Origin of the sequence: Paenibacillus gorillae (assembly GCF_000513275.1) — a bacterium.
Lineage (GTDB): Bacteria > Bacillota > Bacilli > Paenibacillales > Paenibacillaceae > Pristimantibacillus > Pristimantibacillus gorillae.
The window spans coordinates 20805-29464 of sequence record NZ_CBVJ010000031.1; the positions used below are offsets into that span (position 1 = coordinate 20805).

At 50.0% G+C, this 8660-nt stretch carries 7 protein-coding genes; 2 read left to right on the top strand and 5 right to left on the bottom strand.

Annotated features, from left to right (window positions below):
• The first annotated feature begins 37 nt into the window (after positions 1 to 37).
• Positions 38 to 988: a helix-turn-helix transcriptional regulator gene (locus TY10_RS06135; protein ID WP_042161651.1), complete on the top strand. Its 951-nt coding sequence runs from the start codon at positions 38 to 40 to the stop codon at positions 986 to 988.
• A gap of 166 nt (positions 989 to 1154) precedes the next feature.
• On the opposite strand, the gene TY10_RS06140 is transcribed toward TY10_RS06135, so the two are convergent.
• Positions 1155 to 1937, bottom strand: a complete 783-nt coding sequence (locus TY10_RS06140; protein WP_042161653.1) for a squalene/phytoene synthase family protein — start codon at positions 1935 to 1937, stop codon at positions 1155 to 1157.
• Between the two features lie 139 nt (positions 1938 to 2076).
• A complete protein-coding gene (locus TY10_RS06145) occupies positions 2077 to 3606 on the bottom strand; it encodes an FAD-dependent oxidoreductase (RefSeq protein ID WP_042161655.1) in 1530 nt (509 codons plus the stop codon).
• A gap of 185 nt (positions 3607 to 3791) precedes the next feature.
• Between TY10_RS06145 and TY10_RS29675 the strand changes: the two genes are divergently transcribed.
• Positions 3792 to 4250, top strand: a complete 459-nt coding sequence (locus TY10_RS29675; protein WP_202903157.1) for a LysM peptidoglycan-binding domain-containing protein — start codon at positions 3792 to 3794, stop codon at positions 4248 to 4250.
• 100 nt (positions 4251 to 4350) lie between these two features.
• On the opposite strand, the gene TY10_RS06155 is transcribed toward TY10_RS29675, so the two are convergent.
• The 3 genes from TY10_RS06155 to TY10_RS06165 all read right to left on the bottom strand — a co-directional run bounded on the left by TY10_RS06155 (position 4351) and on the right by TY10_RS06165 (position 8550).
• Positions 4351 to 4914 (bottom strand): NUDIX hydrolase, encoded by a 564-nt coding sequence (locus TY10_RS06155; protein ID WP_042161669.1) that lies wholly within the window; start codon positions 4912 to 4914, stop codon positions 4351 to 4353.
• 1325 nt (positions 4915 to 6239) lie between these two features.
• Entirely contained in the window at positions 6240 to 7682 is a 1443-nt protein-coding gene (locus TY10_RS06160) for a bifunctional 2-methylcitrate dehydratase/aconitate hydratase (protein ID WP_042161660.1), read from the bottom strand.
• Between the two features lie 13 nt (positions 7683 to 7695).
• Complete coding sequence (locus tag TY10_RS06165; RefSeq protein ID WP_238327475.1) at positions 7696 to 8550, bottom strand: citrate/2-methylcitrate synthase; 855 nt, start codon at positions 8548 to 8550, stop codon at positions 7696 to 7698.
• Positions 8551 to 8660: the final 110 nt, after the last annotated feature.

Consider the following 8660-nt stretch of genomic DNA (forward strand, 5'->3'; position numbering starts at 1 on the left):
ATTGAAATTGCAGAAGCAGTGTGAGAGGAGGGCGAAGATGTCCAGCGACATATCCTATACAACAGAAGAATTAGCGCGGCTGTTGAAGATTTCCAAATTAAAAGTGTATGACCTCATCAAGAAAGGCGAGCTTCCATCCTATCGCGTGGGTAAACAAATGAGAGTAGATGCCGACGATCTCGAAGCGTACAAGCTTCGTTCGAAGGGCGGAATCGCTGCGTCGGCTGAGCCAGCGGGGCGTTCCGAACCAGCCTCATCTTCTCATTCATTTGTTAATGGTCCGCGTACGATCGTTGTTACCGGCCAGGATGTAAGCCTTGATATATTAGCGAAACATTTGGAACGAGACTGCCCGGGGCTTCGGCCATTAAGAGCGTATTCCGGCAGTCTCGACAGTCTGATCGCGATGTATCGCGGAGAGGCTGATATCGTGAGCACCCATCTGCTGGATGGCGACAGCGGGCAATACAACCTCCCTTATATCCGTAAGCTGCTAATTGGCTCTCCCTTCCTTGTCGTCAATTTGCTCTCCAGATCTGCTGGATTATATGTGCAGAAGGGCAACCCGCTCGCAATTCGCGGCTGGGATGATTTCAAGCGATCAGACCTGCGTCTCGTCAACCGGGAAATAGGCTCCGGCGCTCGTGTTCTGCTGGATGAGCAGCTGCGGCTCCGTGACATTCAGGGGAATCAGATTAACGGGTACAGCAACGAGCAGAGCAATCATCTCGGCGTTGCTGCCCAAGTTGCCGCTGGAGGCGCGGATGTTGGTGTCGGAATTGAAAAAGCGGCCTCCATCGTTGGCAACGTCGAGTTTATTCCGCTCATTCAAGAACGATACGACCTGGTTCTATTGAAAAAGCCGGAAAATTCACCTTGGATAGAAGCTTTGCTGCGAATTCTCACATCTGACGCATTTCAGCGAGAGCTTGGCGCTATATCTGGCTATGATTTATCGCTTACCGGACAGATATTAATGGAAACTTAGCCTGACAAAATGGGGCCATCCACACTGGATGGCCTCATTTTGTTCTTGCTTTTATCCTCCTTGATAACTGTTCGGCCAGAAGTAGTAAGTTTACATAATTAATAATATGTAATGCTATAAATAATAAAAAAGCAGCCATCTAATGTGGCTGCCCCTGATTTGCTCATTAACCAGATATTTTGTTCACGATTTTTAGCACCGCATCGCGTGTCAGCTTGTTTCCGCCAGCTGCAATCAGCTTGGTCGTTGCATGTGCAAGCTGCAGCGGTATTTTACAAAAGTCCTGTGCAGGTCCTTTGTTCAATTCGGCAATATACGCATCGGCAACCTTCAGATTGCGCTTCGTATACTTGATCATATCCTTCGAGTCCCATCCCTCCGGGAAGAAGTTTACGCCGCGCTGCTGATCCTCCAACTGATTCCGCAATATGTTGACCGCCTGCAGGCCTCTGCCGAAAGCAACCGCTTTCTCGCGGTCGGTAACGGTCCCATCATTCCATAACCACAGCTCCGACAGCAATTCGCCAACCATGCCGGCTACGCTGTATGTATATCGATCCAGGTCCGCTTCCGTACGGATTTGCCATTGGACTTCCACCCATTCGGCCATTTCCTTCGACATCTTGGCCGTATAACGGATGACTGTGTCTCTGGCGCTTTCGGGGCATAGCTGTACCCATTCTACTAGACGCAGCGATACCTCAGGAAGTTCATGCGCATGCGGGGCAAGCGTTTGCTCGACAGCCTCAGCCATGTTTGGCGCAAGCAAGGCATCCTGAACTTCATACAGAAGCTTTGCCTTGAGCGCATCGGCGAGCTCCTCATGATCCTCAATTTCATCGATGGCGCGCATGCACAAATAAGCGGAGCTTACCGCTTCCTTGAGTCCCGGCGTCAGACGGGTTATCGGAATATAAAAGGTTCGGCTAGTTTTCTGCAGCATGGACATTGCGTCTAGGACTTCGGTATTAATGTTAATTCCCTCCAATAAAAGGTCAGCGTTTCTTCTACTATACCATAGGATGGAGACTGTGCCCAAATCGTCCTGAATTTTTTTAGCTGTCTTGGCACTTGCAGCAGCAACCAGTTTATAATGTAAGCTTCTTTAACGGCTTCTCTGCTGGGCCTTCCATCACTTCCCCGTCAATCGAAAACCTGGAGCCATGGCAAGGGCAATCCCAGCTCAAATCTCCGTCATTCCACTCCACCTCGCAGCCCAGATGGGTACAGGTTGTATCGACCAGATGCAGATTGCCCTCCGGGTCCTTGTACGCCCCGGCCCTTTTTCCATGCAGCAGGACAACGCTGCCTTCTCCGTCTGATAGCTCTTCAGCCCATCGCTTCGGCTTGCTGATCTTACCGCTTATTAGATGCTTGGCTACGTCCAAATTCTCCACAACGAGATCCTTCCATGCGGCAGCATTCATTCCGCGAGAAGGAGTAAAGAGCTCTTCATATCGATTTTCGCTTCCTTCTATTAAGTCACGGATCAATAACGCAGCAGCTGTTCCAGTCGTCATTCCCCATTTGCGAAAGCCAGTCGCCACATACACATTTGGAGTCGAAGCTTTTATCCGGCCGATGAAAGGAAGCTTGTCCCCGGTGATGAGATCTTGAGCCGACCAGCGGAAAGCGATTTTTTTCACCTTAAAATGCTGCTCCGCATATTCCTGCAAAGCTTCATAGTGATTAAACGTGCACATGCCCTGTCCCGTCTTGTGAGTCTGCCCGCCGATCAGAACGATACCCCCTGGTTCATCAACCGTGACCCGAATGGAACGCTTAGGCTCCTCTGCGCTCAAGTATATTCCGCCGGGATAACGCTCCTCCGTCTCAATACCCAGGACATACGAGCGTTCTGCGTGCATTCTGGCAAAATAAAACCCAAGTCCGTCATAAAAAGGAAAATGGGTGCAGATCGCGACATGACTTGCCGTAATTTTGTGACCATCATTCGTGAGGACGACCGGATTCTCACCCTCTGTAAGATCAACCGCCGTCGTACCCTCGCAGATTATGCCTCCAGCTTCTGTGATCCGATCAATTAATGACCTTAAATACTCAAGCGGATGAAATTGTGCTTGGCTATGCATCACAAGAGCAGCCTTACATGGGATGTTCAGTGGTACGTCATCCAGATAATCGCCCTTGATCCCAAGCTCCTGATACGCCGCCCATTCCTTTTTCAGCTTCTCAATGCCATCGTCTGTATCAGCCGTCAAATAGGCATTCTGGTGGGAAAACCCGCAATGAATATTATATTCATCCACCGTTTGTTTAATGAATCGAGCGGCTTCCTCCGCAGCCTGGTAGTAAAGAGCTGCCTTTCCTTTGCCTTGCTGGGAAATCAGCTCGTCATAAATCAAATCATGCTGCGCCGTTATTTTAGCCGTTGTATGACCCGTTGTCCCGCCCAGCAGCTCTCCCGCTTCAATCAGCGAAACTTTATAACCTTGCTGGGATAACACATACGCGGTCGTTACCCCCGTAATACCTCCGCCAATGACAGCGACGTCGACTTCCAGATCATGGTCCAGCTTAGGGTAGGGCTCCCTTTCCTTGCTGGTCTCGATCCAATACGACTGTGGAAACTGTGGTAAAGCTTCATGATCCGTCATTATAACCATGCCTCCTGTGGTTGGAATTCCTCCCCATACCATGCGCTGTTCTCACACAATTTATTCCAATCGTCCGAGCCGCTGCGTTTAAGCTAACAAGCCCATTTCCGCTAGGCGATGAACCACTTTTCCGTTTTGTCATAGGCTATATAGACAAATGACTATACAGTAATGGAGGCTTACTTATGGATCGCGGTTTTAACCAATTTGGCGGAGGTTTCGGTGGAGGTTCCCGTCCCCCGTTTCGCCCGGTTCCCCATCCGTTTTTCCCTAGACGTTTTTTGTTTCCTTTCTTCTTCTTCTCTCCTTTTGTTTTTCCGTTCTTTCCGTTCCGGGAGGGAGAGGAGTCCGAATTTCGCAATGATCAGTACTATGCCACTCATCAAGTAAGAGGCGGCGAAACCCTGCAGCATGTGGCCCATATGTACAACATTCCAAGTGTATTTCTGGAAGAGGCTAATCCGGAACTGTCGGCTCAAGCCGCTCTCCAGCCTGGCACCAACGTACATGTACCGCGCATCTCGCATCTCCACTGTCACAAAACCTTCTTTGAGAAGGAAATGGATGAGCCGGCGAATACAGCCAACGTTGGCGCGAACACAGCGATTAAACCATCTTCACCCTACAACGGCAGCCAGTACTAAAACAAAAAACAGCGTCTATTCCAACACGGCTTTTCAGCCATGTTGAGATAGACACTGTTTTATTTACATTTAATTAATGCAATTAATTATCGCGACAAATCTATGTCCGGAAGAAAACACTAGGGTTGCCGGGTATGCCAGGATTGGCATCCGCTGTCAGTCCTTCGGCACGACGTTTCATCGCCACGTCAACCAGCCATTTCGTGAAATCCGCGACCTGCATTTCTTTCATTTCCTCCAAGCTGAAAAATCCGGCCTGGTCTACCTCGACGCCATCTGGTACAGGCTCGCCCCCGATATACTCCATATCGAATGCGATATAGACGTTGTGAATGCTTCGCGGCTGGTCACGAACCGCAACGATGCTTTTAACGCTGGCATGAACACCAGCTTCCTCCAGCACCTCGCGAATGATTGTCTGATCAATCGATTCCATCTGCTCAATATAACCGCCCGGATTCGTCCAGTAACCTTTCCCCGGTTCTTGAGCCCGGCGAACGAGCAAAATCCGATCCTCCTTCATAACAAGAGCGCCTACCCCGACACTATAGTCGCCCCAATGGACATGTCCGCAGCTTTCCGAGGTACAGGCTCTGCGAACCGTACCGTCTATGTCGCGATTTTCCATCGGCTGACCGCATACTGTACAATAATTAACCGCCATCCTGCTCAACCGTCCTTTTGTAATTTGCCTATGCTGCATGCTATAAAATGTTAGTTAGAGATACAAGCCATCCTCCCTAACTTCATGCTTAAAGTTCATTCCTAAATTCATGATAGTCCTTGATCGCCCATATCGCCAGTCAATTATTTGGAAACGATACACCGCAACGCATGGAACCATAGAAACGCAACGTGGAAGCGGCGAACCGTAACGATGAGCGAAGTCGTCCGTAACGTATGACCGAGTGCCGCGTATCGCGATGTTGACTTGTTGGTGGACAGCGGTGCCATACACCGCATGAAGCTGCAAGCATTGTGCGGCACAAAAAAATCAGACCCGTTCGGGTCTGTAGAGTAATTGCAGCGAATTTATAGTCACTATTCTTTTATTGTGTGATGAAGTTTCACCGCCGACGTGCGACCAGGCATCGCGCCCTAGGAGGCGCGTACGATGCGATTGGATTGGATTGGATAATGCTCCGTTTTAATCATCTCAACGCACTAAAATGTCGTATGTCTTATAGTCTGACGTAACACTTTGTTTTTGCTCTAACCCGCTCCTCACAGTCCCCATCGTCCTCAACGCACAATATGTCGAATAGTCTAACGTAACGTGTCCCGCTATGCTAATGTCCATCTAAACTATACTGTAATTTTTAGCACCAGCTAACCTGCGCCCGCCTAACTGATGGATACAAGATTACATGCAGCTAACTAAACTTTGTTTTTCTCTAAAGTGATCCTCGCTGTCCCTTATGAATGAACAACATGCAAAAGTACATTTTGATTTCCCTAAAACAGGCTCAATTCGCCATCAAAATGCAAAAATACATTTGAAATCACCATATACCGCCCAAAACCTGCTTTTTTCCCCGATCAAAATGCACTTTTGCATTTTGATGTGATATATCGCCTATAAAATGGATAACAACATGCACATTTACATTTTGATCAGAAAAGTTGATACCCCTAGCGAATTTGCATCGCTATATAACGAATCTAATTTCGCTATATATGTGTAACTAATCTAATTCGCAACTCTGAGCACGCAGATCGTCATTACGTGAGCTAGTGGAGTTGCTCTTGTAAACTGTTTTTGTTATTAACTCTTGCCGTTTCCTCTTACGATTTGTTGTTATTGTGTTTTTTGTGTTTTGCGTGGCTTAGGGTGAGCGGAGCGTTTTGAGTTCAGGATGACATTTTGCAGATTCGATCCATTTTGACATCGTGTAAGCGATGGAAGCAATGGAATCAAGAACGGCAGCATGAACCAAAACGCGCAGCGACCCCGGAGCATTACTCACACAACACTGCAACACTGCAACACTACAAAACAAACAAATCAACAAAACGATGTACCGGCATTTGCTCCAGAAGCTGCTGATCGCTCCCCACGGCTAAGATCTCCCGCACTTGCCGCTCCGCCAGTCTGGTACGCAAATTTGCCTCGAATTTGCGCTCCAGCAGCGGAATCCCCTCAATCCTCCTCCGGCGATGGCCGATCGGATATTCCACCTCCACCCGCTCCGTAGCGCTCCCGTCCTTGAAAAAGATCTGCAAAGCATTCGCAATAGACCGCTTGGATGCATCCAAATAGTCGGCGGAATACCGGAGATCTTCCTCCACCGTCATTTTCCCGCGAAGCACATCGATGCGCGGGTCACTTGCCGCTTCGTCCTCGTAATGATCAGCCGTCAACTGTCCGAAGAGCAGGCCGATAGCTGTCATATATTGAAGGCAATGGTCACGGTCCGCCGGATTATGCAGCGGCCCCCGCTTATCGATGATCCGAATAGCAGATTCATGTGTCGTTAGCTTTATAGCGTTGATTTCCTCCCAACGATCCTTCACGAGCGGATGCAGCTTTACTGCGCACTCCACAGCAGTCTGCCCATGGAATTCTGCCGGATATGCCAGCTTGAACAGTACATGCTCCATCACATACGAATTAAACTTACGATTCAGCGCCAGTGACTTGCCCTTAAACAATACATCCTGGAATCCCCAGACAGGGGCCGTTAGTGCAGAGGGATAACCCATCTCTCCCTTTACCGCCATCAGTGCCAGTCGAACGGCACGACTGGTTGCGTCTCCCGCGGCCCATGACTTGCGTGTGCCGGTATTCGGAGAATGGCGGTATGTCCGCAAGGACTGCCCGTCAATCCAGGCATTGGATACTGCATGGATGATTTCATCTCGTGTACCGCCTAGCAGTGCCGTCGCAACTGCCGTGGAAGCGACTTTGACTAGGAGGACATGATCCAGTCCGACGCGATTGAAGCTATTTTCCAGCGCAAGCACGCCTTGAATTTCATGGGCCTTAATCATGGCCGTCAGTACATCGCGCATTAAAAGCGGTGAATCACCGTTAGCGGCGCGTGTCCGGCTGACGTAATCCGCCACGGCCCATATCGCGCCCAAGTTATCGGACGGATGCCCCCATTCGGCCGCCAGCCAGGTGTCGTTGAAGTCCAGCCAACGTATGATACAGCCGACGTTGAAAGCAGCAGTCACAGGATCCAGCCGATAGGAGGTGCCGGGAACCGGTACGCCATTCGGTACGATCGTGCCCGGCACGACTGGCCCCAGCAGCTTCGTACATTCCGGATAGCGCAGCGCCAGCAAGCCGCAGCCGATCGTATCAAGCAAGCAATATCGCGACGTTTCGTACGCCTCAGAACTCTCTATTACTGCTTTTGCCGCATATTCCGCAATTTCCACTAATAAAGCGTCCGGTACCGGCCGGTCATTATTTGTAATTTCGGACATATGCTTTCCCCCTTTATTTGCGGTCTATGATCTCAACCCACTTCTGCGGCTCCGGGCCAACATACAGGGCTGAAGGCCGAATAATCCGGTTGCCTTCCCGCTGCTCGATAATATGGGCAGACCAGCCGCTAATGCGTGATAGAACAAATAAAGGGGTAAATAAATTCGCCGGTATGCCCAGAAACCGATAAGCCGAAGCGCTGTAAAAATCAAGGTTCGGAAACAGCTGCCGCTCGCGCTGCATCACTTCTTCAATTCGCTCTGATACCGGATAGAGCCGAGTATCTCCTGCTTCCTTCGACAACGTAGCCGACCAAAGCTTAATGATGTCGGAACGGGGGTCGGAGACGGAATAGACGCGATGTCCAAAGCCCATAACCAATTGCCGCTGCGCCAACAGCTGCAAGACACCTTTTTCCGCTTCATCGGCATCAGTAAAACCTTCGATCAGCTCCATTGCAGCTTCATTAGCCCCGCCGTGCAGAGGCCCTCGAAGTGTTCCAATTCCTGTTGTGATCGAGGAGTAGAAGTCGGAGAGCGTAGAAGCTGTCACTCGCGCGGCAAAAGTCGAGGCGTTGAATTCATGCTCCGCATACAAAATTAACGAAACATCCAGCGTCTCCTCATGAAGCTCGCTTGCCGGCCTTCCATGCAGCAATTGCAGGAAATGTCCGGCGATGCTGGCGCTCTCCGGTGCCTCAGTATCAATGCGCAAGCCGCTAGTGTGAAAATGATGCCAATACAGCAGCATCGATGCACCGCAAGCAATTAGCCGATCGGCAATTTGATTGGGTCCCCGGTCGGCTGTCTCTGGTTCGAATGCGGCCAACGCGGAAATGCCGGTACGCAGCACATCCATTGGCTGCATCGCTGCAGGGAGATGCTCCAGCAAAGACCGCAAGCCATCTGGCAAATACGCAGCCGATTAAGCTTCAGCTTGTAGCCGAGCAGCTCATCCTCGTCCGGGAGTTTGCCGTT

What these genes read in the sequence shown, in the direction of transcription:
- TY10_RS06135 (WP_042161651.1), top strand. Translation starts at nt 38, where the DNA reads ATGTCCAGCGACATATCCTATACAACAGAAGAATTAGCGCGGCTGTTG.
- TY10_RS06140 (WP_042161653.1), bottom strand. Translation starts at nt 1,937, where the DNA reads ATGTCCATGCTGCAGAAAACTAGCCGAACCTTTTATATTCCGATAACC.
- TY10_RS06145 (WP_042161655.1), bottom strand. Translation starts at nt 3,606, where the DNA reads ATGACGGATCATGAAGCTTTACCACAGTTTCCACAGTCGTATTGGATC.
- TY10_RS29675 (WP_202903157.1), top strand. Translation starts at nt 3,792, where the DNA reads ATGGATCGCGGTTTTAACCAATTTGGCGGAGGTTTCGGTGGAGGTTCC.
- TY10_RS06155 (WP_042161669.1), bottom strand. Translation starts at nt 4,914, where the DNA reads ATGGCGGTTAATTATTGTACAGTATGCGGTCAGCCGATGGAAAATCGC.
- TY10_RS06160 (WP_042161660.1), bottom strand. Translation starts at nt 7,682, where the DNA reads ATGTCCGAAATTACAAATAATGACCGGCCGGTACCGGACGCTTTATTA.
- TY10_RS06165 (WP_238327475.1), bottom strand. Translation starts at nt 8,550, where the DNA reads ATGCAGCCAATGGATGTGCTGCGTACCGGCATTTCCGCGTTGGCCGCA.